The 23,628-nt window shown below is 57.8% G+C and carries 19 protein-coding genes; 15 read left to right on the forward strand and 4 right to left on the reverse strand.

Annotated features, from left to right (window positions below; genetic code table 11):
- Positions 1 to 92: 92 nt before the first annotated feature.
- From GOW93_RS07160 to GOW93_RS07175, 4 genes are all read left to right on the forward strand, one after another.
- A complete protein-coding gene (locus GOW93_RS07160) occupies positions 93 to 1,337 on the forward strand; it encodes a sarcosine oxidase subunit beta family protein (protein ID WP_170382642.1) in 1,245 nt (414 codons plus the stop codon).
- A gap of 77 nt (positions 1,338 to 1,414) precedes the next feature.
- Complete coding sequence (locus GOW93_RS07165; RefSeq protein ID WP_170382644.1) at positions 1,415 to 1,744, forward strand: sarcosine oxidase subunit delta; 330 nt, start codon at positions 1,415 to 1,417, stop codon at positions 1,742 to 1,744.
- Between the two features lie 67 nt (positions 1,745 to 1,811).
- Positions 1,812 to 4,826 carry a sarcosine oxidase subunit alpha family protein gene (locus GOW93_RS07170; RefSeq protein ID WP_170382646.1) on the forward strand — a complete coding sequence of 1,005 codons (3,015 nt, stop codon included), beginning with the start codon at positions 1,812 to 1,814 and terminating at the stop codon, positions 4,824 to 4,826.
- The gene (locus GOW93_RS07175) at positions 4,819 to 5,385 is read left to right on the forward strand and encodes a sarcosine oxidase subunit gamma (protein ID WP_170382648.1); all 567 of its coding nucleotides are present in this window, start codon (positions 4,819 to 4,821) and stop codon (positions 5,383 to 5,385) included. The genes GOW93_RS07170 and GOW93_RS07175 overlap by 8 nt, the downstream gene beginning before the upstream one ends.
- Before the next feature lie 111 nt (positions 5,386 to 5,496).
- On the opposite strand, the gene GOW93_RS07180 is transcribed toward GOW93_RS07175, so the two are convergent.
- On the reverse strand, positions 5,497 to 6,264 hold the full coding sequence (locus tag GOW93_RS07180) for an FkbM family methyltransferase (RefSeq protein ID WP_170382650.1): 768 nt from the start codon (positions 6,262 to 6,264) through the stop codon (positions 5,497 to 5,499).
- Between the two features lie 100 nt (positions 6,265 to 6,364).
- On the opposite strand from GOW93_RS07180, the gene GOW93_RS07185 reads away from it, so the two are divergent.
- The 3 genes from GOW93_RS07185 (at position 6,365) to GOW93_RS07195 (ending at position 8,510) form a co-directional block, all read left to right on the forward strand.
- Positions 6,365 to 6,964 carry a superoxide dismutase gene (locus GOW93_RS07185; protein WP_170382652.1) on the forward strand — a complete coding sequence of 200 codons (600 nt, stop codon included), beginning with the start codon at positions 6,365 to 6,367 and terminating at the stop codon, positions 6,962 to 6,964.
- Between the two features lie 3 nt (positions 6,965 to 6,967).
- On the forward strand, positions 6,968 to 7,849 hold the full coding sequence (locus tag GOW93_RS07190) for a metallophosphoesterase (RefSeq protein ID WP_170382654.1): 882 nt from the start codon (positions 6,968 to 6,970) through the stop codon (positions 7,847 to 7,849).
- 202 nt (positions 7,850 to 8,051) lie between these two features.
- Positions 8,052 to 8,510 carry a host attachment family protein gene (locus tag GOW93_RS07195; RefSeq protein ID WP_170382656.1) on the forward strand — a complete coding sequence of 153 codons (459 nt, stop codon included), beginning with the start codon at positions 8,052 to 8,054 and terminating at the stop codon, positions 8,508 to 8,510.
- A 35-nt stretch (positions 8,511 to 8,545) separates the two neighbouring features.
- Here the strand turns inward: GOW93_RS07195 and GOW93_RS07200 are convergent, their stop codons facing one another.
- Entirely contained in the window at positions 8,546 to 9,097 is a 552-nt protein-coding gene (locus GOW93_RS07200; protein WP_170382658.1) for a TIGR00730 family Rossman fold protein, read from the reverse strand.
- Between the two features lie 126 nt (positions 9,098 to 9,223).
- On the opposite strand from GOW93_RS07200, the gene GOW93_RS07205 reads away from it, so the two are divergent.
- The 3 genes from GOW93_RS07205 to GOW93_RS07215 all read left to right on the forward strand — a co-directional run bounded on the left by GOW93_RS07205 (position 9,224) and on the right by GOW93_RS07215 (position 12,828).
- Positions 9,224 to 10,477, forward strand: coding sequence for a LysM peptidoglycan-binding domain-containing protein (locus tag GOW93_RS07205; RefSeq protein ID WP_170382660.1), 1,254 nt, complete (start codon positions 9,224 to 9,226; stop codon positions 10,475 to 10,477).
- A gap of 93 nt (positions 10,478 to 10,570) precedes the next feature.
- A complete protein-coding gene (locus tag GOW93_RS07210; protein ID WP_170383191.1) occupies positions 10,571 to 12,361 on the forward strand; it encodes an ABCB family ABC transporter ATP-binding protein/permease in 1,791 nt (596 codons plus the stop codon).
- A 62-nt stretch (positions 12,362 to 12,423) separates the two neighbouring features.
- Positions 12,424 to 12,828 (forward strand): DUF2147 domain-containing protein, encoded by a 405-nt coding sequence (locus tag GOW93_RS07215; protein ID WP_170382662.1) that lies wholly within the window; start codon positions 12,424 to 12,426, stop codon positions 12,826 to 12,828.
- A 65-nt stretch (positions 12,829 to 12,893) separates the two neighbouring features.
- Here GOW93_RS07215 and GOW93_RS07220 read toward each other — a convergent pair whose 3' ends face one another.
- Together GOW93_RS07220 and GOW93_RS07225 are read right to left on the reverse strand one after the other, a co-directional pair.
- A complete protein-coding gene (locus GOW93_RS07220) occupies positions 12,894 to 16,760 on the reverse strand; it encodes an efflux RND transporter permease subunit (RefSeq protein ID WP_170382664.1) in 3,867 nt (1,288 codons plus the stop codon).
- Positions 16,757 to 17,989, reverse strand: coding sequence for an efflux RND transporter periplasmic adaptor subunit (locus tag GOW93_RS07225; RefSeq protein WP_170382666.1), 1,233 nt, complete (start codon positions 17,987 to 17,989; stop codon positions 16,757 to 16,759). The genes GOW93_RS07220 and GOW93_RS07225 overlap by 4 nt, the downstream gene beginning before the upstream one ends.
- A gap of 225 nt (positions 17,990 to 18,214) precedes the next feature.
- On the opposite strand from GOW93_RS07225, the gene GOW93_RS07230 reads away from it, so the two are divergent.
- From GOW93_RS07230 to GOW93_RS07250, 5 genes are all read left to right on the forward strand, one after another.
- Positions 18,215 to 18,886: a hypothetical protein gene (locus GOW93_RS07230; RefSeq protein WP_170382668.1), complete on the forward strand. Its 672-nt coding sequence runs from the start codon at positions 18,215 to 18,217 to the stop codon at positions 18,884 to 18,886.
- 39 nt (positions 18,887 to 18,925) lie between these two features.
- Positions 18,926 to 20,248: a PQQ-like beta-propeller repeat protein gene (locus GOW93_RS07235; RefSeq protein WP_170382670.1), complete on the forward strand. Its 1,323-nt coding sequence runs from the start codon at positions 18,926 to 18,928 to the stop codon at positions 20,246 to 20,248.
- Positions 20,249 to 20,296: 48 nt separating this feature from the next.
- The gene (gene der / locus GOW93_RS07240) at positions 20,297 to 21,760 is read left to right on the forward strand and encodes a ribosome biogenesis GTPase Der (protein ID WP_170382672.1); all 1,464 of its coding nucleotides are present in this window, start codon (positions 20,297 to 20,299) and stop codon (positions 21,758 to 21,760) included.
- 164 nt (positions 21,761 to 21,924) lie between these two features.
- The gene (locus GOW93_RS07245; protein ID WP_170382674.1) at positions 21,925 to 22,911 is read left to right on the forward strand and encodes a fatty acid desaturase; all 987 of its coding nucleotides are present in this window, start codon (positions 21,925 to 21,927) and stop codon (positions 22,909 to 22,911) included.
- A 95-nt stretch (positions 22,912 to 23,006) separates the two neighbouring features.
- Positions 23,007 to 23,585 (forward strand): helix-hairpin-helix domain-containing protein, encoded by a 579-nt coding sequence (locus GOW93_RS07250; protein WP_170382676.1) that lies wholly within the window; start codon positions 23,007 to 23,009, stop codon positions 23,583 to 23,585.
- Positions 23,586 to 23,628 lie beyond the last annotated feature (43 nt).

Consider the following 23,628-nt stretch of genomic DNA (forward strand, 5'->3'; position numbering starts at 1 on the left):
GCAATAGTTCGATATTGTGGCGTTGTCCGGCAGGGGTAAACTGTTCTTGCGCGGCATACCTGCGGCAATCACCGAACCGGATGGATTCGCTTATGAAACACTATTCAGCCTTTGCTGTGGCGCGGGAGGCCCTGCGCTATCACACCGGATGGGAGCGCGCGTGGCGCTCGCCCGAACCCAAGAAGAAATACGACGTCATCATCGTTGGCGCCGGCGGCCACGGTCTGGCCACGGCGTATTACCTTGGAAAAAACTACGGTATTCAAAATGTTGCCGTCATCGAAAAAGGCTGGCTGGGCGGTGGCAACACCGGCCGGAACACGACCATCATCCGGTCGAACTATCTGCAGGACCCGTCTGCGGCGATCTACGAAAAAGCACGCAGCCTTTACGAAGACCTAAGCCAGGAGCTGAACTACAACATCATGTTCAGCCCACGCGGCGTGATGATGCTGGCCCAGACTCAGCACGAGATTCGCGGCTATCAGCGTACCGCTCATGCCAACGCCCTGCAGGGCGTTAAGACCGAGTGGATTACGCCCGAACGCGTAAAAGAGCTGGTGCCGATCATTAATATCGACGGACCGCGTTATCCGGTTCTGGGCGCGCTTTGGCAGGAACGCGGCGGCACCGCGCGGCACGATGCGGTGGCTTGGGGCTATGCCCGTGCATGCTCGGCCATGGGGATGGACATCATCCAGCAGTGTGAAGTCAAAGGCGTTCGTTCGGAAAACGGCCGTGTTGTGGGCGTCGACACCACCAAAGGGGCGATTGACTGCGAAAAGTTGGGCATCGTGGTTGCTGGTCATTCCGGTCAGTTGGCCGAGATGGCAGGCTTCCGTCTGCCGTTAGAGGCTATCGCACTGCAGGCACTTGTGTCCGAGCCGATCAAGCCCTGTATGGACGTGGTCGTGATGGCCAACACCGTACACGGCTACATGTCACAGTCCGACAAGGGCGAGATGGTGATTGGCGGCGGCACCGACGGTTTCAATAACTTCACCCAGCGCGGCAGCTTCCATCACATCGAGGAAACCGTGCGTGCACTGGTCGAGACCTTCCCGATGATCTCGCGCCTGAAGATGCTGCGTCAGTGGGGCGGTATTGTGGACATGACCGGCGACCGCTCGCCCATCCTGTCAAAGACGCCGCTGCAAGGCTGCTTCATCAACGGCGGCTGGGGCACCGGTGGCTTCAAGGCGATCCCGGGTTCCGGTTGGGGCATGGCACAGTTGATGGCCACGGGCCATTCGCCGCTGACCGAGGCTTTCACGCTGGACCGCTTCAAAGAGGGTCGCTTCATCGACGAAAGCGTCGCCGCCGGGGTGGCACACTAAGGGTTCTGCCCGAGGTGGCCAGCTAACAGAATTCTGGTCGGCCCAAGTGCCGACCGACCGCCAAAAAGGATGACCATATGCTGATCCTGAATTGCCCATATTGCGGCGTTGATGCCGAAGAAACTGAACTGGCTGCCGGTGGCGAAGCGCATCTGAAGCGCTATGGCCCCGGCTCGTCGGATGATGAGTTCCACGACTACCTGTTCATGCGCGAAAACCCCAAGGGCGTGCATTTCGAACGCTGGCGCCACGCCAATGGCTGCGGCAAGTGGTTCCACGCGGCGCGCTGCACCCAAACGCTCGAAGTGTTCGGTACCTATACCGCCCAAACCTCCGAGCCGCCGCAAGACATCAAGGACGCCATCGCCGCCAAACGTCCCGGGTGGACGTGGAGAGGGTTCTCCTGATGCTTCATCTTTTCAAAAATACTCCCGCCGGAGGCTCAAACGCCTCCACCTGCGAAAGGTCCGCAACATGAGCACCCGTCTCGCAAAACAGGGCCGGCTGATAAACCGGTCGAAACAAGTCACCTTTACCTTCAACGGCACTTCGATGCAGGGTTATGAGGGCGACACGCTCGCCTCGGCCCTGCTGGCCAATGATCAGATGATGATGGGCCGGTCGTTCAAATACCACCGTCCGCGCGGCGTCGTCGCCAGCGGTGCCGAAGAGCCGAACGCTCTGGTCGGTTTGGGGCAGGGCAACCGGTTCGAGCCGAACCAGCGCACCACCACGACCGAGCTGTTCAACGGCCTGACCGCGATCTCGCAGAACCACTGGCCGAACCTCGAATTCGACATCGGCGCGGTGAACAGTGCTTTCGCACGGTTCTTGCCCGGCGGTTTCTATTACAAGATGTTCATCCATCCGAAACCGTTCTGGAAGCACGTCTACGAACCCTTTATCCGTCAGTCCGCCGGTCTGGGCAAAGCACCCGACAAGGATAGCCGCGATGCGGATACCTATGAGCATTTCTATGCCTTTACGGATGTTCTGGTGATCGGCGGCGGCGTCGCCGGTTTGCAAGCGGCAAAAGCGGCGGCAAGCTCTGGTGCCAAGGTTATGCTGATCGAACAAACAGCGTATTGGGGCGGACGTGCCCCTGTTGATGGCGGTACTATTGATGGCAATCCTGTGGATAAGTTCGTGGATCAATTGGTGGCCGAACTTGAAGCCATGGAAAACGTGACCATGCGCAACCGTTGCATGGGCGCAGGCGTCTATGACCACGGCTACGTGTTGGGGTATGAGCGCCTGACCGACCATACTCCGGGTGTTCAGGGGCCGCGTCACCGCCTGTGGCGCATCCGCGCCAAGCAGGTAGTCACCGCCACGGGCGCGATCGAACGTCCGCTGTCCTTTGCGGGCAACGATGTGCCAGGCGTGATGCTGGCCTCGGCCATGCGTGACTACGTGGTGAACTGGGGCGTGACCTCGGGCGAGCGTGTCATCGTCGCCACCAACAACGACGATGCCTATCGTACTGCGATCATTCTGAAACAGGCTGGCGTCGATGTGCTGCGCGTGGTTGACGCGCGCGACACCGCCGGACCCTTGGCCGAAGAGGCGCGTCAATTGGGTATCCGCGTTGATCCCGGCAAGGCGATCGCCAAGGTCAAAGGCGGTAAGCGCGTCAAGAAAGTTGCTATTTGCAACCAAGAAGGTATCGGCGGTGCCCGTGAGGAAGTCGAATGCGATGCCGTGGCCATGTCGGGCGGGTGGTCTCCTGTTGTTCATATGTGGTCGCATTGCGGTGGCAAGCTGACCTGGGATGAGGCGAACGCCCATTTCCGTCCCGATCCCGAACGTCCACCGCTGGGCGCGAATGGCGAAGGCTTTGTGGTCGCCGCCGGTTCCGCCAACGGTCCGCTGGCGCTGGGTGATGTGCTGGCCGACGCGCAGACCGCAGGTGAAGCCGCCGCCAACGCTGCGGGTTTCAAACCAAAAACGGCTGACGCTCCAAAAGGGGAAACCACCACCGAGGCTCCGATGGAGCCGGTCTGGCTGATGCCTTCCAACGCCGAGATCAGCCTGCGCATGAAGTCCTGGCTCGACTTCCAGAACGACGTCAAAGTTTCCGACGTCCAACTGGCGGCGCGCGAAGGCTATGAGAGTGTCGAGCACACCAAGCGTTACACCACGCTGGGTATGGCGACTGATCAGGGTAAGCTCAGCAATATCAACGGGTTAGCGATCCTTGCTGATGCGTTGGATGCGGAAATTCCCAAGGTGGGCACCACCACATTCCGTCCGCCCTATACGCCCATCTCGCTGGCGTCGATCGGTGGTGAGGCACGTGGTGAGGTGTTCCAGCCGATCCGTCAGACCCCGATGCACGACTGGCACAACAAAAACGGCGCAGATTGGGAGCCGGTCGGCCACTGGCGTCGGACCTATGCCTATGTCCGTCCCGGTGAATCCGTGCATGACGCGGTAAATCGCGAGGTGAAGAACACCCGCGAAAACCTCGGCCTGTTGGATGCCTCGACGCTGGGCAAGCTGATTGTCAAAGGCCCGGATGCCGGCAAGTTCCTGGATATGATGTACACCAACATGATGTCCACGCTGAAGGTCGGCAAATGCCGCTATGGCCTGATGTGCTCGGAAAACGGCTTTTTGATCGACGACGGTGTTGTTGCCCGCATCGATGAGGACACCTGGCTGTGCCACACAACCACCGGCGGAGCCGAACGTATCCATGGTCACATGGAAGAATGGCTGCAGACTGAGTGGTGGGACTGGAAAGTCTATGTCGCCAATGTGACCGAGCAATATGCGCAGGTTGCGGTGGTTGGCCCTAACGCCCGAAAGGTGCTGGAAAAGCTCGGCGGCATGGATGTCAGCAAAGAGGCGCTGCCGTTCATGGAATGGCGCGATGGCAAGATCGGCGACTTCGATTGCCGGGCCTATCGCATCTCGTTCTCGGGCGAACTGTCCTATGAAATCGCAGTTCCCGCGTCTCAGGGTCGGGCGTTCTGGGATGCGTTGATCGCGGCGGGGCAGGAGTTCGGTGTCATGCCTTACGGCACCGAATGTCTGCACATCCTGCGGGCCGAAAAGGGCTTCATCATGATCGGCGACGAGACCGACGGCACCGTGATCCCGCAGGATCTGGGACTGCACTGGGCGCTGTCGAAAAAGAAAGAGGATTACCTCGGTAAACGCGCACATTCGCGCACCCACATGGCCGATCCTGAACGCTGGAAACTGGTGGGTCTCGAGACTGTGGATGGTTCTGTCATTCCCGACGGAGCTTACGCAGTCGGCGAGGGCGTCAACGCCAACGGCCAGCGCAACATGATCGGGCGCGTGACCTCGACCTATTATTCGGCCAATCTGGACCGCGGCATCGCCATGGGTCTGATCAAACACGGCCCCGACCGCATGGGCGAGATTGTCGAGTTCCCGGGCACCGATGGTAAAACCTACAAAGCCAAGATCGTGGACCCGATCTTCTATGATAAAGACGGGGAGAAGCAGAATGTCTGAACCCATCAGCGCACTGAATCACGCCAGCTATGAAGGCATTGCCAAGGTCGAGGAATGCGGCCTGCAGGGTATGATCACCCTGCGTGGCGACCTGTCCGACAAGGTGCTGGCCAAGGCCGTCAAAGACGCAACCGGGCAAAAGGTGCCCGGACAACGCGAAGCCTTGGTCGCAGGGGATACTGGCGTCTGCTGGATGTCTACAGACGAACTGCTGGTGCTTGTTCCTTACGCCGAGGTCGAGGCCAAACTGGCCGCGATGACCAACGCCCTCAGTGGCACTCATGCGCTGGCGGTCAATGTGTCAGACGCACGGGCGGTGTTCCGCATCTCGGGCGCAAGCGCGCGTGAGGTGATGGGCAAGCTGGCACCTGTTGATCTGTCGGTCGACGCGTTCCAGCCCGACCAGATCCGCCGCTCTCGATTGGCACAAGTGGCGGGCGCGTTCTGGATGGACGACGCCGAAACCTTGCGCGTGGTCTGCTTCCGATCGGTGGCGGATTATGTCTTTAACCTCCTCAAGGTTGCGGCGCAGCCGGGCAGTGAGGTTGGGGTTTACTAAGCCCTGATGGCATTGGGCAAAAACGGGTGAGGGGGCTTTGCCCCCTCGGCCTGTGGCCTCACCCCCAGGATATTTTTGGCCAGATGAAGTACGGATCGTGTGTTCCAAGCGTCAGGTGTTTGCGTCGAACAGGAATGTCGGGAACTGGGTGAGTGCCCTTTGGCTGATGAGAGCTGGCTTGCCGGTTTCACCTGTAAATGGGTCTCGGCAATGGCGGTAGAAAGTCAGGTCTTCGGAAAGTTTATCCATCGCAGCTGCGCGGCTTTCTGCACTCAGATAGGGCGCGTGTGTAGAGAGGAACAGCGCGGGGCTTGTCTCTTTTAGCCAGGGCAACAAAGAGGGCAGAACGGAAAACTCGGCACCTTCGATGTCCATTTTTACCAGTGATACGTCAGACAGATCTACAGATTTAGAAAACTGATCCCATCCAATGGTGAGCGCGTCTGTGCCATGGTTACCGCCATGCAGCAGCGACGATGTGGAATCGCCCGCCTCTCCATGCGCCGATGCCATTTGGGTTACTCCAAATCCGTTTGACAGGGCGATGCCGAAGGCCGACACGTTGCGGATGTCGTTGAGTTCAAGGTTCCAGACCAAGTAGCGGTAAGCCACCGGGTCAGGCTCGAAACACCATACATGGCGGGCGCGGCGCGCGGCATAGAGGACAGTGGGGCCGATCCAGGCACCGATATCCAGGTAATCTCTGTCCGGCGATAGGTATTTGTCCAATACGGCGAAGGTTTCGGGTTCCCACTTGCCCGCGGACGCCTTGCGCCAGAATTTCGAGTGATAGGGGTCCAGCCGAAAATGCTCGCCGTTCAGGGTGCCCGCATAGTATCCGCGAGCGCGGTAGAACATCTTGCGCGCCTGTGTCAGCATCGCCTGCCTCCGGGTTTTGTTATCTCGGCCCTTGACCTGCGGCGGCTGCCAAAGCATTTAACCTTGGGAACCGCAACTTACATTTTAACAGGGGGCCGACATGGCTTTTGAACTTCCTGATCTTCCTTATGCACATGACGCGCTGGCAGCCAAGGGTATGTCCGCGGAAACGTTGGAATATCACCACGACCTGCACCACAAAGCCTATGTCGACAACGGCAACAAGCTGATCGCTGGCACCGAGTGGGACGGCAAGTCGCTGGAAGAGATCATCGTTGGCACCTACGACGCCAACGCAGTCGCTCAGAACGGCATCTTCAACAACATCAGCCAGCTGTGGAACCACAACCAGTTCTGGGAGATGATGGGCCCCGGCGACAACGCTATGCCCGGTGAGCTGGAAAAGGCTCTGGTCGAAAGCTTCGGCTCGGTTGACGAGTTCAAGTCGCAGTTCAGCGCTGCTGGTGCTGGTCAGTTCGGCTCGGGCTGGGCGTGGCTGGTCAAGAACGCTGACGGTTCGCTGGCTGTCACCAAGACTGAGAACGGCGTGAACCCGCTGTGCTTTGGTCAGACCGCGCTGCTGGGTTGCGACGTTTGGGAGCACTCGTACTACATCGACTTCCGCAATAAGCGTCCGGCTTACCTGTCGAACTTCCTCGACAATCTGGTGAACTGGGAAAACGTTGCATCGCGGATGTAATCTTTGACCCGGAGAGGGTTCATAAAGGGCCTGCTGGCGGTGACGCTGGCAGGCCTTTTTGCTGCCGTATACGGGTTCTTTGTTGAGCCCGCGCTGCGCCTGCGCGTGCGGCGATGGCGGCTGAGGCGCACAGACTGGACTGCGCCGCCCCTGCGTGTCGCTGTTCTGGCGGATCTGCATGTAGGGGAACCGCATGTCGGGCTGGATAGAATCCAACAGGTGGTGCGACGTACAAACGCGCTGGCCCCCGATCTTGTGCTGCTGTTAGGGGATTTGGCGGCTGGGCACAGGTTCGTCACGCGGCCAGTTGAAATTGCAGAACTCGCACCGGTTTTAGGTGGATTGCAGGCCAAGCACGGTGTTTTTGCTGTGTTGGGCAATCACGACTGGTGGGATGATTTGGCGGCACAGCGGCGTGGCGGCGGGCCAAACCTGTACGCTGACGCCTTGCAGCGGAACGGTATTCCGGTCCTATCCAACGAGGCCGTCAAACTTGAAGGCCCCGGCATTTGGCTGGCTGGTTTGGAGGATCAACTGGCGATTGTACGGGGTGGCGGACGGTTTCGGGGGTTGGATGATCTACCGGGAACGCTGGCGCAGATCACCGACGACGCGCCCGTGGTCATGATGGCACATGAACCCGATATTTTTCCGCAAATTCCTGATCGCGTGGCACTGACCCTGTCTGGCCACACCCATGGTGGGCAAGTGCGACTGTTCGGTTGGTCGCCAATGGTGCCGTCCCGGTTCGGAAATCGCTATGCCTATGGGCATGTGCGTGAGGGCGGGCGCGATCTGGTTGTGTCCGGGGGTATAGGATGCTCGATCCTGCCGGTGCGGTTCGGTGTGACGCCTGAGATCACGGTAATCGAGCTATCGGCCTGACTGGTGAAATCCCGCTTATGAAGAAAGTTTCATATTGAGATAGTGTTGTACGCAACTCCGCAGTGCTTACCTTAGACGAAGCGGAGGGAGAGAACCGCACATCAAATGAAACGAACTCGGGCAACGCGCCAGATACCACTGGCCGCGTCAGGGTATTCCTGCGCCTGAGGAATGGCCACTGAAACCATTACAGGAGAGCACGATGGTTGCACTTGAACAGGGAACTTGGGTTGTCATTGCCGACGGGGAAAAGGCGTTATTTGTTGAAAATATCACTGATGCGGAAGACCCCAATCTGGTTGTTGTTGCGGTCGAAGAGCAGGAGACATCTACCGGCCCAACTGACCGGGCCGGACGGCGTTTCGATGGTGGACCGAACCAGAAATCGGCGATGGAAGAACCAGATTGGAAAACTCATGCGAAATCCCTGTTCGTTCAGGATGTTGCCAATCTGCTGAACCGTAAGGGATTGAAGGGGGCGTTTAACCGGCTGGTTCTGGTTGCCAGCCCGCATGTGCTGGGCCTGTTGCGCCGCCGTCTTCATAGTGAAGTTCTGGCCAAGGTCGTCGCTGAAGTTGACAAGACTTTGACCAACCACCCGTTACACAAGGTCGAAAAGCTCCTGACCAGCCGTTCGAATCCCTCTGCGCAAGCGGTGTAAACTTAACGGGCGGCCCATGGTCGCCCGTCCATACGCTAGGTCAGGAACCCTCGAAGTGTGGACATTGCATCTGCCGGATCGTCCACCCAAGTGATGAAATCTGCAAGCGATCCATCCGCAAACCCTTGGCCAATGACCTGCTGCAACAGATCATGCAGCGCGTCCCAGTAACCGTCCACATTCATCACCAGAATGGGTTTGTCGTGCAGGCCAAGTTGGCGCCATGTCAGGGCCTCGAACAGCTCGTCCAGTGATCCGGGGCCGCCCGGCAGCACAACAACGGCATCAGCGTTCATGATCATGACCTTTTTGCGCTCGTGCATTGTTTCGGTGATGACAAAGCGCGTCAGGTCGGTTTTGCCGACCTCACGTCGCAGCAAATGAACCGGGATCACACCGAACGTATCACCACCTGCAGATTGAGCGGCGCGTGCGACTTCGCCCATCAACCCCACATCGCCGGCGCCGTAGACCAGCCGCCAACCTTCCTGCGCCAGCATTGTTCCAAATGCTCTTGCAGCATCGGAATAGGTGGAATTGGCGCCATTGCGTGACCCGCAATACACACAAACGGATTTCTGAGACATTGTGATCGCTCTCCGGGGTTGTGCCTGAGCTTTTGACCCGTGATAGCGAGATTGATAGATTGGCTCAACCGTCAGGCAGAAGGTGTTGTACTCAAGGCACTTGCGCTGCGGAGTGAAAGGAAAAACATGAACGCCGACTCGGGAAGCGGAAGCGCTGGTAGTGTTGTCTGGGGGGTGATCGCCGGAATTGTAGTTGTGGCAGGGATAGGCGGATTGTTCTTGTCCGGATTGATTGGGGGCTCTTCGGAAGACCCGGTGTCGCAGGCTGATGTTGCGGTTCAAACTGAGGATAGCAACGCCAAGCCTGAAACCGCTGAACAGCCAGCTGAGGTTGCTGTTGAGCCTGAGGAACCTGCAAACGAACAAGAAACGGCCGCAGAGATCCCGCCGCAGGTGGCTCCGATCTTGGATCAGATTTTCGTTGAACCTGATGGCAATGCAGTACTGTCGGGCTCTGCCGAACCGGGCGCAGAGCTGAGCGTGCTGCTGGACGGAGCCCCTGTGCACAGCTTTACCGTTGATCCCAGCGGGCAGTTCGCTGAATTCGTTACTATCCCATTCTCTGAAAATGCGCGGGGCTTGGTAATTGAATCACAAGGCGAACAACCACTTCGATCTGATGATTATTTAATAGCGGCTTTGCCTGAACCCGAGCCCGAAGAAGCGCCAGTACAATCTGCACAGACAGTTGACACTACGAACACGGAAACAGGCACCGCTGATGCCGAAACCGGCGACAGCGCCACTGTTGAAACGGCGGACGCGACTGAGCAAGACGCCCAAGATCAACCCGCCCAAGATACGGTGGCAGAGGAACAGGACAAGCAGGTTGCCATTCTGCGATCGGGTGAGGATGGTGTTGAACTGGTACAGGGCGCGGGCGGTCAAACGCAGGCACCGGAACAGGTAGCGCTGGACACAATTGGCTATTCTGACGCCGGTGAAGTTGAACTGACAGGTCGCGTTCCGGACGGATCGGTCGTGCGGTTGTACCTGGACAATCAATTGGTGGATGACGTGCCTCCTGCAGATGACGGCAAATGGAGGAGTGAATTGGACGGTGTTGAGCCCGGTGTCTACACCCTGCGAGTGGACGAGGTTGCGCCGGACGGAACAGTCGTCAGCCGACTTGAAACTCCGTTTAAGCGCGAGCCGCTGGAGGTTTTGCGCGCCGTCGAGACAACGGACAAGCCGACGCCAGAAACAGATACACCTCCGATCCGGTCGGTTACCGTGCAGAAGGGCGATACCCTTTGGGCTATCTCGCGTGAGCGGTTTGGTGACGGTATCCTTTATGTGAAACTGTTCGAGGCCAATCGGGATGCGATCCGCGATCCGGACCTTATCTATCCCGGTCAGATTTTTACGATTCCTGAATAAGTCCTTGCCTTTGGCGCTTTTCAGGGCGAGGTCTTTCTCTGACCGCAGAACAGGTACGTGATGAGACGATTGGCCCCAACGCATTCGAACGACATGCCCCAGACCGACGAACGCCGGTCTGGTTGGCGTACGATCCGAAAGGTAGCACCTTATCTTTGGCCGGATGATGAGCCTTGGGTAAAACGCCGGGTTGTCATCGCCATGGGGATGCTTGTATTGGCCAAGCTGATCGCGGTCTATACACCGATCCTCTACAAGGGGGCGGTCGATAGTCTGGCAGGAGAGGGCGTACCGCCGCTAGCGCTGGGTGCAGTTGGGTTGACCGTGGCCTATGGCGTGGCGCGCATGATGACCGTGGGGTTCCAGCAATTACGCGACGCGGCTTTTGCCCCGGTCGGACAGAGGGCCTTGCGCGCACTGGCGTTAGAGACCTTTCAGCACATTCACCAACTCTCGATGCGCTACCATGTAACGCGCCGCACCGGGGGGCTTAGCCGGATTATCGAGCGGGGTGTGAAAGGGGTAGAGTTCCTACTGCGGTTCCTGCTGTTTTCCATTGGCCCGTTGATTCTGGAACTGCTACTGGTCGCGATCATCCTGATGTGGTTGTTCGATGTCTGGTACCTGGTTGTCGTGGCGGTGACCATTGCGCTTTATATCTGGTTCACCTTCGCGGTCACCGAGTGGCGCGTGAAACTGCGGCGCGAGATGAACGATCAGGATACCGAGGCCAATCAACGTGCTATCGACAGCTTGCTGAACTTTGAAACCGTCAAGTATTTCAATGCTGAACAGCGTGAAGCTCAACGGTATGACGTATCGATGAAAGCCTATGCCGGAGCGGCGCTGAAAACAGCTTACTCGCTGGCCTTTCTGAATTTCGGTCAGTCCTTCCTGATTACTTGCGGGTTGATCGGCGTGATGGTTCTGGCGGCTATCGGGGTGCAGAGCGGCACGCTGACAGTGGGCGATTTCGTTATGGTCAACGCCTATATGATCCAGATTACTGTGCCGCTGAACTTTCTGGGCACGGTGTATCGGGAAATCCGTCAGTCTCTGGTGGATATGGGGCAAATGTTTGATTTGCTAGAACAGCCCGCCGAAGTCACCGACAAACCCGCCGCGCAGGAGTTGGTCGTCAATGGTGGCGAGGTTACGCTGGACAATGTGCACTTTGGCTATGACGCGGATCGGGAAATCCTCAAGGGCGTGTCACTGACAGTTCCCGCTGGGCAGACGGTGGCAATTGTAGGGGCTACGGGGTCGGGCAAGTCCACCATAGGACGGCTGCTGTTCCGCTTCTACGATGTGACCGGCGGGGCACTGAGGATCGACGGGCAGGATGTGCGCGATGTGACCCTGAACAGCCTGCACGCAGCCATCGGTGTTGTGCCGCAGGATACGGTGCTGTTCAACGACACCATTCGCTACAACATTGCCTATGGTCGTGACGGGGCTACGCAAGAAAATGTTGAGGCCGCGGCCAAAGCCGCCCAGATCCACGACTTTATTGTAACCTTGCCGGAAGGTTATGACACCAAGGTTGGCGAGCGTGGTCTGAAGCTGTCAGGGGGTGAGAAACAGCGTGTTGGTATTGCGCGCACCCTGCTGAAGAACCCGCCAATCCTGCTGCTGGATGAGGCGACGTCGGCGTTGGATACGGATACCGAGCAGGACATTAAGGACGCCTTGGCGCGGGCCGGAGAAGGACGCACTGTTCTGACCATCGCGCACCGCCTCAGTACGATCGCAGAGGCGGATCGCATTGTCGTTCTAGAGCAGGGTGCAATCCTTGAACAAGGCACCCATGACGAACTGCTGCAACGCGAAGGGCGCTATGCGCAGCTATGGAGCCGCCAGCAATCGGACGCGCAGGCTGCCTGAACTGTTACCGGCCTGCGCCCGATCATGTGGTATAATGGCCAGTATTAGCAGGAGGGAATTTGATGCGTAGTTTCATATCAAGAAATGCTTGCCCAGCCGCGTTAGCCCTGTTGATACCAGCTTTGGCGGTCGCTGATCCCATTGTGGGTGTTTGGAAAACTGAACCTGACCGCAAGAACCTGATCTCACATATCAAGATAACGGCCTGTGGCGACAAGTTCTGTGGCCTGATCCAGTCTGCCTATGACAAATCGGGCAAAGAGGTGCAGACGCCGAATATCGGGAAAAAGCTGTTTTGGGACGTCGCCAGCGAAGGGGGCGGCAAATACGGCGGCGGAGATTTCTGGATACCGATGGTCAATGTGGATGTCGCGCCGCAAATGACGTTAAGCGGAGACTCTCTGACCGTGCGTGGCTGTGACCACGCGATCTGCGGGCATCAGACTTGGACCCGGTTGGCCAAGTGAATTGTTCGTAAATTCGGATCAATGTGCTGTAAAAAAATGACGAGCCTGAGGGCTCGTCATTCATGTTATTCTGCGGCTTTCAGCGGTGAGGTGGGTGGCGACCCCGGATCCTCTTCTGATTCCGTACCTGGGTCCGCGATGGGTGTTTCGTCGCCCCAGACCACTTCGGTCGCCTGCGCGTGGCGTACTGCTTTTCCGATTTCCATGTCCTGCGCCACCCGACTGGACCGTCCCCCTGAAACGCGAGCCAGGAATTTGCCGAGCCACACCAGATAAGTCGTTACCCAAACCCGCAGCGCCAGCAGAGATGGCGTTACGATCAATGTCAGAACCGTTGCGATACCCAACCCGAACACAACGGCGGTGGCCAGTTGCTTCCACCACAAAGCCGTCGGGCTGTTGATCGAATAACCGCCATTGATGAAATCCAGTGACAGCCCGAACATCATCGGCGTCAGGCCGGCCATCGTGGTCAGAGTGGTCAGCAAAACCGGGCGGATGCGTGCTTCGGCAGTGCGAACAATCGCCTCGATCCGGGGCATGTAGCGGCTGTATTCCTGATAGGTGTCGATTAGAACGATGTTGTTGTTTACCACGATCCCGGCCAGCGCCACGATACCGGTCCCGGTCATGATGATCGAGAAAGGCTGTTGCATGACAATCATTCCGATCAGAACACCTGTGGTCGACAGCACAACAGCCAGCAGAACCAGAACCGAGTTGTAGAACGAGTTGAACTGTGCCAGCAGGATCACGAACATCAGCCCCAGCGCGCCCAGGAATGCGCTTTGCAGGAAGGCGCCGGATTCCTCCTGATCTTCCTGATCGCCCGTCCATTCCCAGCTGACAGCGTTCGAGAAGGGATCAGTTTCAAGCCACTGTGTCAATTTTTCGATACGTTCATTCGCAGTCATCGGAACGAGCTGAACCGTTGCTTTTCCAGCATCAAGCTGATCTTGCACGACATCTAGGCTGATGGATTGCGCGACTTGTGGTACATGGTACCGCATCGTTTTGGGGCCGAAGATCCATGAAAACGGAAAGCTTCGTTCAATGACCAGTGTCACGTTATAGGGATCACCATTTTCTGCTTCTTCTGCCGAAACGCCGTAACCAAAGCCTACGTCTAACAATCCGTCTTCTACTGGGTTTCCTTCTTCATCCAGCGGAACCATTTGAAGAATTTCTATTCCCTCAACAACATCCGCCTTCACATCGTAGTAACGTTGCTGGTTGATCCGGTTGATCTCGGCCAATTTGGCAACCGGTTGCCGCGTGACAAAGTTAGACAGAGGGACCAATCCGTCCGGTGTGCGCACCTTCAGCGAGTCAAGCGTCGATAGCACCCTGTCTTGTTCGGGCAGGCGCACGCGGATTTCGACTTCTTCATCCGTAGTGTCAGGGCGCATTTCGCCCAGCAGTATGCCGCGCGTGACCAATTGCACCATTGCGCCGACTGTGGCCACGTCAGCACCGAAACGGCCAGCCTTGGCCACATCCACGTCAATCTGCCAGTCGATACCGGGCAGGGGCAGTGTGTCTTCGATCTTGATCAGGCCCGGCGTTTCGTCGAACACTTCGCGTGCGGATTGGGTTGCGAAGGTCAGTTCCTCCCACCCATCTGCCTTGATGCGCAGATGCACTGGCTTGGCTGAGGCCGGGCCCTGCTCCAATGGCAGAATTTCAACGATGAAACCGGGCAGTTTGGCAAGTTCCGCATTCAGCTCATCCAGAACGTAATCACCGTCAAATTCGGGATCGATGATCTCACGATCGAAAAGGCCGAATAAGGCAGGTTCTGTTTGTGTGGGCCGATCTTCCCAAGGGGTGATTTCGAATTGTACGCGGCCCACGGTATCTGCAGGAGCCGAGGCCCCCCCATCGTTCTGGTTCAAACCACCTTCACCAGCAAAGGCGAACACATTGGTCACGGCCGGGTGTGCGCTGATCACTTCTTCGGCGGCCAGCACCAAGGCGTCCTTTTCCTGTAGCGACAGGTTGCCCCGTGCCCGAACATAGGCAGTGGCCTGTTCCGGTTCGGTTTCGACAAAGAACTCAACGCCGCGATTGTTGTTCACAAAGTAAATCATCACTGCCATCACGCTGCAGGCGACAACAACAATTGAGACAACGGGCATGATCGGATTGCCGACCAGGAATTTGACCACAGAACCGAACGGAGTGTGCTCGCGTGCGGAATGGACGCGCTCCTCGTGGTGGCGTTCGATCTTGGCCGCGCTCAGGGTCACCGACCCGGCAAAGCCACCCAGTATGAACAGCAATGCGCCAAAGACCACGCCGCCTGATGCGCCCTCGGGCAGCAAATAGCCTGGGTTCAGCATCTGCATCGCGCCAAGGAAAATCATATACAACGACGGCGGGACGAGCACGGCACGCACCCACCACGGTGCTACACTGCGCAACCAGTTAGACGTCCGGTCGAACGTCCGGCTAAGGCGGCCCGACACGCCGCCCACAATGGGAAGATAGATCAACGCAACAATCAGCGAGGACGACAGCACAAAGATCAACGTGATCGGCAGCATCTTCATGAACTCGCCCGGAACACCGGGCCAGAACAGCATCGGCAAGAAAGCACAAAGCGTCGTTGCGGTGGATGATACGATGGGCCAGAACATCCTTTGCGCCGCCTCGACATAGGCGTGCATCGGGCCGATGCCCTCTTTGATGCGCTTGTCGGCGTATTCCACCACGACGATGGCACCATCGACCAGCATCCCCACAGCAAGGATCAGACCGAACATTACCATGTTCGAAATGGTAACACCCATGACGGCCAGGAAAGCAAAACTCAGCAAGAAGGAGGTCGGGATCGCAAAACCCACCAACAGTGCCGCGCGCGTGCCCAGCGAGGCCAGAACAACGATCATCACCAACGCGATCGCGGTCAGGACCGAGCCCTCAAGCTGGCGTACCATCGAGGCGACGATACGGCTCTGATCGTTTGACGTGCCTACGTCTACTGCGGCACGCAGCTCTGCAGGCCACTTTTCCTGTGCAACGGCCAAGGTCGCTTTAACGTCGTCCACGGTGTCGATAAGGTTGAAGCCCTTGCGTTTGACCACCTGCAGGGCCACCGTCGATTGCCCGTCGAACCGCGCGGTGCCTTCACGGTCTTCGAAGGTGTAGTTGATCTGCGCCAGCTCACCCATTGTCACGACGCGGTCGCCATTGACCTTGACGGGCAGGCTATAGACATCCTCGGCGGTCTTGAATGAAGACGGGATCTTGACCGAGAATGTGCCTTGCGCCGTGTCCACCTCGCCCGCTGCGATCAGCTGGTTGTTGTTTTGTACAACGTTGATCAACTCGTCTGCTGATACGTTATAGGATTCCAACCGCAGCGGATCGATGATCACTTCCAGCATTTCGTCCCGGTTGCCTGCGATACCGGCTTCAAGCACCGAATCCAGTGCCTCAAGCTCATCCTGCAAGTCCTTGGCGATACGCGCCATTGTGCGTTCCGGCACCGCCCCGGTCAGATTGACGATGACAATAGGAAATTCAGAGAAGTTGATTTCGTTGAGCGTATATTGCTCGGCACCTTCCGGAAAATCAGCCTGTGCGCTGTTCATCGCGTCGCGCACGTCGGCCATAATAGCCGTCTTGTCCCAGCCGAATTCGAACTCCAGTGCGATACCGGCATAACCTTCGGCGGCGGTGGCGGTCATTTCCTTGAGACCATCCAAATCCGCCAGTTCGGTCTCCATTGGCTTGATCAGCAGGTTTTCCGAGTCTTCAGCCGAGATGCCGGGGAATTGAACCGAGACGAACAGAGCCGGAATTTCGATGTCCGGCTCTCCTTCCTTGGGCAGTCCAACATAGGCAAACCCACCGACGATCAGCGAGATCGCGATGAAGGCCAGTACCATGCGGGCTCGGTTAGCGGCCCAAGCGACTAGCCCTTTCATTGTGCCGTGTCCCGATAGGTGGGCTTAACTTTTACGCCCTGGGTTACGAATTCCTGCCCGACAACAATGACATCAGCCGTTTCCGGCAACCCATTTACCCAAATACCCTCTGCGGTATCGCGCAACAGTTTGATTGGCATGAAATCGACAATACTACCTGCGCCCACGGTGCGCACACCCACTTGCCCTTCGTTGTTCAGGGTCAGGGCAGACTGGGGCAGGAGATGTGCCTTTGCTCCGTCGGCCGAAATGCGGATATCGGCGGTTTGACCGTCGCGAATGGTCAGGTCCGGGTTCGGAACCGTGATCTCGACTTCGAATGTGCGGGTGGTTTCATCCGCTGAACGGCTGAGAAAGGTCACTCGACCTGCGACTTGTCGTCCGGTGACGAGCTGCGCCGAAGCTTCGGAACCGACAATGATCTTGTTCACGTCAACCTCGGGTACGAAGCCGACCAGCTTGATCGGATCAAGTTGAATTACCGTCGCACAGAGCGATCCGGGCTGCATCAAGCTGCCAAGCTCAGCAGTGTCGCTTTCCAGCAATCCTTTGAAAGGTGCTTCGATGGTTTGCCGGTCAATTTCGCGCTGGGCGGCTTTGACTTCTGCGTTTGCGGCTTCAATTCCCGCGCGGGTGGCTTCAAGGCCGGCTTCAGCGGTTTTGATGCCGGCCTCGGCAGATCGCATCGCAGCCTCGCTTGAAATTCGGCGGGTTTCCGATCCGAAGCCCGTCTCTGACAACTTTTGTGCCGCGGTCAGATTGATCTGCGCTTCGGCGACAAGTGCGTGCGCCTCATCCAAACGAGCTTCGGCCTCGGGGATGCGGCTTTCTGCCTCCAGCTTGGCGGCTACGGCCTCGGCCAGACTGGCGGGGCGGGTGCCTGGGTCCAGCTCGCACAGAAGATCTCCGACTTCAACGAATGCACCCTTACGCTTGGGTTCCGAGATTACGGTCGAGGTGGTTTCGGCCAATACTTCGACCTGTCGATTGGCCCTGGTCTGCCCGCGCACCAACACGGCGCCGTCAATTTCCCGTGCGATGGACCGCATGGCAACCACAGCAATTGCTGATTGGCTCGACGTTTCGTGATCGGCGGTTTCAGCATCGGACGTTACGTCAACTTCGGTGTCACCTCGACCGGCAAATGCAAACAGCGCGTCCCTTTCGAAAACCAGAAGGTACAACGCGGTAACAACCAAGATTGCATTCACGAATGAAATCAGACGCATACACGGCCTCACAACAAAATTATTCGCCGATTTTTTCTCGGCGCGCATGCTAGAAAATGGGGACAAGCATGCATCTTTTCCACACTAAACTGAATAGTTCGGTTCACTTTTTTTCGCAAGGGTGGCGTGTCGCCGCGAAAATGTGCGAATTCCGACCCTTGGCTTGGCCGGGAGGCCGAGGTATGACATGGCGCCATACATCAGCACAAAGCCTGGGGAGCAGGGATGAGCGACGTCGACAGTTTTATTGATGAGGTGACCGAAGAGGTTCGCCGTGATCGTCTGTTTCTGCTGCTGCGCCGTTGGGGCTGGGTCGGGGTTCTAGCCGTGGTCCTGATCGTGGGTGGTGCCGCTTTCAACGAGGTTCGCAAGGCTCGTATCACCGGGCAGGCTCAGGATTTGGGTGATGCGATTCTTAGCGCGTTGTCGCAAAATGACTCGGCTGATCGTGTCGCCAGCCTTGAGGGGATCGAGGCCGCCACGCCGGGCGGAGATGCCGTTTTGAACATGTTGCTGGCGTCTTCGCAAACCGAAGCCGGATCGCGGGATGAGGCGGTTGCAAGCCTGAACGCGGTGGCGGTACAGGGCGAGCTGCCGGAAATTTACCGGGCGATTGCTTCTTTCAAGGCTTTGCTGCTGCAGGCCGATACAATGCCAGCGGCAGACCGCCGTCAGCAATTCGAAGCGTTGGCGACACCAGGTGCGCCGCTGCGGTTGCTGGCCGAGGAACAGTTGGCCTTGATCGACATCTCTGAAGGCAATGTCGATGCCGCGCTCGACCGGTTGCAGGCAATGCGTCAGGATGCCGAAATTGGCGTCGATCTTCAGCAACGCGTCGCGCAATTGATTGTCGCTCTGGGCGGTGAACCAGAACCGCTGGTGGCCCGGCAGGGTTGATCCAGCGGCATAAAGAATGACAGGCGAGTTCGGAGTACGATGGTGACAAGTATAATCTCCCGCATTGGATTGCCGATCGCGGCACTATCGCTGACTGTGCTGGCCGCCTGTGAGGAACCTGAAACTATCCTTTCCGGCCCGCGCGAGGATATTCGCCAGACTACCGACAATGTGACGGTGGCTACGCTTGGTTCGAAACCGATCAGCTTGCCTGCGCAGAAAGCGAATGCCAATTGGCCGCAAAGCGCAGGGACGCCTGCGTATCGCACCACCAATGCGGCTTTGCGTGCAGCACCGCAGCGCATTTGGTCCGCGTCAATCGGAGATGGAGATTCGCGCAAGCGCCGCATCACCGCCGAGCCGGTTGCCGCCGGTGGCCTGATATTTACGTTGGACGCGGGCGCGAAAGTTTCTGCGGTTACCCCACAGGGGCAGGTGGCGTGGAGCACAAACCTGATCCCCGCGAACGATGGCGACAGCGATGCGACCGGAGGCGGGATGGCGTATGCCAACGGCGTGCTCTACGTGTCATCGGGCTTTGGGCGGCTGACTGCGTTGGAAGGCAAGACCGGTGCGATCATATGGCAAAAGCGCCTGAACGCCACCGGCAGTGGTGCGCCTTTGGTTAATGACGGCCTGTTGTATCTGGTAGCAGGTGACGAAACCGGTTGGGTCGTGAACACCAAGGATGGTCGCATTGCCTGGCAGGTTCAGGGCACCCCGAGTGTGGGGAATGTACTCGGCGCTCCGGCTCCGGTGATTGCGTCGGAATTTGCTGTTTTTGCTTTCGGCTCGGGCGATATTTCTGCCGCGTTTCGCAGGGGTGGGATTCAGCGCTGGAACGCATCGGTGGCAGGCGGACGTCGGGGACGTGCAGTATCACAGATTGTTGACGTAACCGGCGGACCTATGGTTGTCGGCAACACTATCTACATCGGCAGCCACTCGGGACGCACCGTGGCGTTCGACTCAGGGTCTGGTGAACGGATCTGGACTGCCGAAGAAGGGGCTGTCGACACGGTCTGGCCTGCGGGCAATAGCCTGTTCCTGATCAGCGATCGTAGCCAATTGGTTCGACTGAATAGCTCTGATGGTTCCATCGTTTGGGCGCGAGACTTGCCGGGGTTTGTCAAAGATAAACCGGGGCGTCGTGGCCCGATTGTCGCTCACTATGGCCCGATCGTCGCTGGTGGGCGCGTTGTGATAGCCTCGAATGACGGCTTCCTTCGGTTCTTTAATCCGGTGGATGGAACGCTGGTCAACAGCGTAGAAGTGCCCGGTGGTGCCACCACCGCACCCGTTGTCGCGGGACAGACGCTGTACGTCGTGTCGTCCAAAGGTGAACTGCACGCTTTCCGTTGACCGCAAGATGCGCTAAAGGGCGCGTCTGAGTCTTGAAAGTTGAGTATCATGTCGCTGACCCTCGCCATCGTGGGGCGCCCGAATGTGGGCAAATCCACTCTGTTCAACCGCCTTGTGGGCAAACGTCTGGCTTTGGTCGACGACCAGCCCGGCGTGACGCGCGACTTGCGCGAAGGCGAAGGGCGTCTGGGCGATCTGCGCTTTACGGTGATCGACACGGCGGGCCTTGAGGACGCGACCGATGACAGCCTGCAGGGCCGAATGCGCCGCCTGACCGAGCGCGCCGTGGATATGGCCGATGTCTGCCTGTTCATGATTGACGCGCGTGTGGGTCTTACACCGACGGATGAGATGTTTGCCGAGATACTGCGCAAACGTTCCAAACACGTAATTCTAGCGGCCAACAAGGCCGAAGGGTCAGCTGCGGATGCCGGTGTGCTTGAGGCTTATAATCTGGGCTTGGGTGAGCCGGTGCGCCTGTCGGGCGAGCATGGCGAGGGGATGACGGACCTCTACACGCAGCTAATGCCGCTGGCTGACGCCGCCGAGGAACAGGCTGCGGACGATGCGCCGGAAACGGATATCGAACTGGACGAGGATGGTGAGGGCGAAACCCCGCTGATCACTGATGCGAAACCACTGCAGGTCGCGGTTGTTGGGCGCCCGAATGCCGGGAAGTCCACCCTGATCAACAAGATAATTGGCGAAGATCGATTGCTGACCGGTCCCGAGGCCGGAATTACACGTGACGCGATCAGCTTGCGGGTGGATTGGGCCGATCCTGACGGCGATAGCACGCCAATGCGGATTTTTGACACGGCTGGGATGCGCAAGAAGGCCAAGGTGCAGGAAAAGCTGGAAAAGCTCTCGGTCTCGGACGGTCTGCGCGCGGTGAAATTTGCCGAAGTGGTCGTCGTGCTGCTGGACGCAGCCATTCCGTTTGAACAACAGGACCTGCGTATCGCTGATTTGGCTGAGCGCGAGGGTCGTGCTGTTGTTGTTGCTGTCAACAAATGGGACATTGAAGAGGACAAGCAGGAAAAGCTGCGTGATCTGAAAGAATCCTTTGATCGCCTGCTGCCGCAGCTGCGCGGCGCGCCTCTGATCACGGTTTCTGCGAAAACAGGCCGAGGATTGGAGCGTTTGCGTGCCGCCATCCTGCGCGCCCATGATGTTTGGAACCGCCGGGTTCCGACCGCTGCCCTGAACCGCTGGCTGACCGCTATGCTTGAACAGCACCCACCGCCAGCACCTCAGGGACGCCGGATCAAGCTGCGCTACATGACCCAGGCCAAGACAAGGCCGCCGGGGTTTGTTGTAATGTGCTCGCACCCTGACAAGATGCCCGCCAGTTATACGCGCTATCTGGTCAACGGCCTGCGCGAGGATTTTGACATGCCGGGCACACCGATCCGCCTGACTTTACGCGGGCAGGGCGACAAGAACCCCTACAAGGGCCGGCGTAAGAAAAACGCGGGCGCTTTGGCAAAACATCTCAAAGGTCGCGCGTAACTGCGCCAATTTTCAGCATTTTTGGCTGAAGGGCGTGACAGCCCCGGTGCCGCAGGTTAGCATTAACCTGCGGGCATTTGTTTTTGTGCGCGCTGATTATATATGAGTAAAACGCAAATAGTTTCTCTTGGATATTAACTGAGCCAGACGTAGGGACAGGCCAAATGAATTTGCGGGAATACACACGACAATACGCAGTGCAGGACAATCGGCTGGCTGCGCTGAGCTATTTTGGAACCTTCGCTGTTTATTTCGCGTCGCTCACGCTGGCGATCATTTATGTCGACCGCTGGTACATCATGATACCCGCCGGGATCGTTTTCGCTTTTTCGGCCGTGCGTCTCTATGTGCTGCAGCATGATTGCGGTCACCATTCCTTGTTTGAAACCCGCGAGCAGAATGAATGGGCGGGGCACGGGCTGTCGCCATTCACCTTTGCACCGTTTGAGGTAATGAAGCAGAACCACAATCTGCACCATGCGGGTATCGGCAATCTGGAACATCGAGAGACCGGTGAAATTCACACCATGACGCTGCGCGAGTGGAATGGGGCGGATTGGAAAAAACGTTTGTACTACCGTCTTTACCGTAACCCGTTCATCTTGGTACCTGTGGGTGCGCTGTTCACATATTTCATCCGCTACCGCTGGCCCAAGAACACAGTGCGGTTCGGAGTGACAGGCGTGTTGCTGCACAATCTGTCGATCGTTGTCTTCCTTGGGGTGCTCTATCTGATCGCCGGACAAACGGGCATTCTGGTCTGGCTGGTGTTTTCGCTTTTGGGGGGCATGTTGGGCGTGTTCCTAGTCTACCTACAGCATAATTTCGAGGACACATACTGGGACCGCCGCCCGGACCTTGACCCGCAACTGGCAGCTTTGCAAGGATCATCTGCCTTGGATTTTGGCTGGTGGTTCGACAATGCGGTGGCTTGCATCACCCTGCATGACATCCACCATTTCAACTCACGCATTCCATCGTATCGGTTGCGGGCATGCCATTATAACCTGCCGCCCGAATACACGCCGCGCCGGATCAAGTTCCCCGAGGCAGTGGCGGCGTTGAATCTGAAACTCTGGGACGAGGACGCCAAACGCCTTGTGCCATTCCCCAAAAATGACAGGACCGGTAAGCTGGCCCATGGCGCTTGAAACTCACGAAGCGTTTAAAAGACCGGCTGGCTTGCAGGTGTGATAACCCAGTGCATATTCGATAGAAGAACTGGGAGAAATAGGAAGGAGCCGAAATGACCGCAGTGACCGAAGTTAAGGGTGTAGGCGAGGCGCTGGAGCGGGCGCTGATTGCCAATGGATTTAAAACCGCAGAGGCCATCGCCAAAGCAAGCCCCGCTGACCTGGTAAAAATCCCCCGAATTGGCGCTGCTCGCGCCGCGGTGTTGATCGCCGCAGCGAAAGAGGCGATCGCAGCTAAACCCGCGACGGGCAAACCTGCTGCGAAACCTGCGGCCCGAAAACCGGTCACGCGTCGCACTGTCGCGCGCAGGCCAAAGGCACGTAAAACTGTCGCCGCTGCTGCTGCCGAGAAACGGGCAGAAGAGGCTGCGCGCAAGGCTGCCGAAGAAAAAGCAGCCGCTGCGGCCGCTGAAGCAAAGGCCCGTAAGAAAGCCAAAGCCAAGGCAAAGGCCGAGAAAGCCGCCAAAAAGCTGCAAGAGATGGAGGCCGCGTTCTCGAAAGCTAAGGAAAAGGTGAAGGCCAAGTCCAAGAAAGACAAAAAGTCCAAGAAGGACGACAAGAAAAAAGACAAATCCAAGAAGGATAAAAAGAAGAAAGACAAGAAGAAGGATAAGAAAAAGGCGAAGAAGTAACTCTCCTCCGCCTTCCGTTCTTTTTGACCGGCACCGCGATGCG

Origin of the sequence: Ruegeria atlantica (genome assembly GCF_013032455.1) — a bacterium.
GTDB lineage: Bacteria > Pseudomonadota > Alphaproteobacteria > Rhodobacterales > Rhodobacteraceae > Ruegeria > Ruegeria atlantica_B.